This is a genomic window from Burkholderia sp. E168m23, from assembly GCF_016586125.1.
Taxonomy (GTDB): domain Bacteria; phylum Pseudomonadota; class Gammaproteobacteria; order Burkholderiales; family Burkholderiaceae; genus Burkholderia; species Burkholderia orbicola.
Genome location: NZ_BCPP01000951.1, coordinates 1 through 2714, shown reverse-complemented (window position 1 = coordinate 2714; position 2714 = coordinate 1). Strand labels below are relative to the sequence as shown.

Genomic DNA, 2714 nt, shown 5'->3' with positions numbered 1-2714 from the left:
CTCGAGTTGCGCGCCTTCGTCCATCAGCGTGAAGTTGTCGAACACGAAGAAGTTCGCGAGGATCTGCTCCGGCGTCAGGCCGATGGCCTTCAGCAGGATCGTGACCGGCATCTTGCGGCGACGGTCGACGCGGAAGTACAGGATGTCCTTCGGATCGAATTCGAAGTCGAGCCACGAGCCGCGGTACGGAATGATCCGTGCCGAGAACAGCAGCTTGCCCGAGCTGTGCGTCTTGCCCTTGTCGTGTTCGAAGAACACGCCCGGCGAACGGTGCAGCTGCGAGACGATGACACGCTCGGTGCCGTTGATGACGAACGAGCCCGTCGGCGTCATGAGCGGAATTTCGCCCATGTACACTTCCTGCTCCTTCACTTCCTTGACGACCGGCTTGTTCGGCGATTCCTTGTCGAGAATGACGAGGCGGACCTTCGCGCGCAGCGCGGAGCAGTACGTCAGGCCACGCTGCTGGCATTCCTTGATGTTGAATGCCGGCGAGGACAGCGCATAGCTCACGAACTCGAGGCGCGCGAAACCGTTGTGCGAAACAATGGGAAATACCGACGTGAACGCGGCCTGCAAACCCTCAGGCTTACGTTGCGTCGCGGGCACATCGGCTTGCAGAAACGTGCTGAATGATTCAAGCTGGGTAGCCAGCAAGAACGGAACTTGGTGAACGATGGGGCGCTTCGCGAAACTCTTGCGAATGCGCTTCTTCTCGGTGAAGGAATATTGCATACGATCTCCGAATCACGGCGGGTGCTATCGAGGCGGAATACCTGGACGTTTCAAACCCGAGTGTTCACCGACTGAGACCCGATGGCCGTTCGACGGCTTGAACGAGCCGAGAAGCTTGGTGGTTGGCCGCTACCAACCGCTGGCTGACGGCAGCGGATGCCTGTGTTGCCCGCTACCCGACCAAACTTGCCTTCTGCAGTCGCTTCAGAAGACAAAGAGAACCGCCAATCGTGCGTGATTCATCACAACGATCAAGCGGTTTTCTTTGGCTTCTGGGGCCGATTATTCGGGCTCCCGAATGAGTGCCAGAATAACGTCCCCACAAAGCACAAAAAGGCCGGCGGTGAAAATACCGCCAGCCTTCGCACAGCGCGCCGAAACTTACTTGACTTCGACCTTCGCGCCAGCTTCTTCCAGCTTCTTCTTGGCTTCTTCAGCAGCAGCCTTGTCGACGCCTTCCTTGACGGGCTTCGGTGCACCGTCAACCAGGTCCTTCGCTTCCTTCAGGCCCAGGCCCGTCAGTTCGCGAACGGCCTTGATGACCGAAACCTTGTTGGCGCCGGCTTCAGCCAGGACGACCGTGAATTCGGTCTTCTCTTCTGCTGCAGCAGCTGCGCCACCGCCTGCCGGGCCAGCGACTGCCACTGCAGCTGCCGACACGCCAAACTTCTCTTCGAACGCCTTGACCAGTTCGTTCAGTTCCAGAACGGTCATCCCTTCGACTGCTGCCAGGATGTCTTCTTTTGCGATTGCCATTTGAAATACTCCTAAATTGAATTCGGATACAGCCAGCGATCAGTAACGCTGATGCACGTTCGCTTACGCAGCTTCCGCTTGCTTCTTCTCGGCCAGCGCGGCGAGAGCACGCGCGAAGCCCGAAACAGGCGATTGCATAACGAACAGCAGCTTCGAGAGCAGTTCTTCGCGGCTCGGGATGCTTGCCAGCGCTTGCACGCCAGCCTTGTCCATCACCTTGCCATCGAACGAACCAGCCTTGATGACCAACTTTTCATTGCTCTTGCTGAAGTCGTTGACGACCTTAGCAGCAGCAATGGCATCTTCCGAGATGCCGTAGATCAGGGGACCAGTCATCTGCTCTGCCAGCGGAGCAAAAGGCGTACCTTCGACGGCGCGACGCGCCAGCGTGTTCTTCAACACGCGCAGGTAAACCTGTTGCTCACGCGCTTTCGCGCGCAGCTTGGTCAGATCGCCAACCGCAATTCCACGATACTCAGCCAGCACAACGGTCTGGGCCTTCGCGACTTGCGCGGAAACCTCAGCGACGACGGCTTGCTTGTCTTCTCTATTAAGCGGCACGGTTAGCCTCCAGAAACGATACGTTCGGCATGGCCGGTATGGCCGAAACCTCACGTACCTCGTTCAACAACGGCGTCCGACCTCGTTAGGAGTATTTCCACCTCACGCCGCGAATCGCTTCGCGGCCTGGGGCTTCACCACTGCAAAACTTTTTCGGGTTCGCCATCTGCGTTGGCTTGAATTAAGGGATCGCCTGCCTGCTGCGCCCCACCAACGGTCTTTGATAACCGGTTGTCCGCCCTACTGCACGAACAACCGCCCAAAGCCCATGTAGGCCGCTTCGCGAACGAAGCGGCCCGGATACTTGCTTACTGTGCTGCCAGCGTAGCCTGGTCGACACGCACGCCGACGCCCATCGTGCTCGACAGTGCGATCTTGCGCAGGTACACGCCCTTGCTCGTTGCCGGCTTTGCCTTCTGCAGCGCTTCGATCAGCGCCGACAGGTTCGAACGCAGCGCGGTCGGCTCGAACGATGCACGGCCGATGGTCGCGTGGATGATACCGGCCTTGTCGACGCGGAATTGCACCTGACCAGCCTTCGCGTTCTTGACGGCGGTTGCGACGTCCGGCGTGACCGTACCGACCTTCGGGTTCGGCATCAGGCCGCGCGGGCCCAGGATCTGACCGAGCGTACCGACGATACGCATCGTGTCCGGCGAAGC

2 protein-coding genes and 2 pseudogenes are annotated in these 2714 nt (G+C 59.1%); all 4 read right to left on the bottom strand.

Translation table 11 applies throughout. From position 1 onward, the window contains the following. Positions 1-735: pseudogene (gene rpoB, locus JMF90_RS32455) on the bottom strand (DNA-directed RNA polymerase subunit beta); the annotation flags it as partial. A gap of 381 nt (positions 736-1116) precedes the next feature. Beyond that, positions 1117-1491, bottom strand: a complete 375-nt coding sequence (rplL, locus tag JMF90_RS32450; protein ID WP_006477198.1) for a 50S ribosomal protein L7/L12 — start codon at positions 1489-1491, stop codon at positions 1117-1119. Between the two features lie 63 nt (positions 1492-1554). Then, on the bottom strand, positions 1555-2052 hold the full coding sequence (rplJ, locus tag JMF90_RS32445) for a 50S ribosomal protein L10 (RefSeq protein WP_011546647.1): 498 nt from the start codon (positions 2050-2052) through the stop codon (positions 1555-1557). Between the two features lie 308 nt (positions 2053-2360). Beyond that, positions 2361-2714, bottom strand: a pseudogene (rplA, locus tag JMF90_RS32440) (50S ribosomal protein L1); the annotation flags it as partial.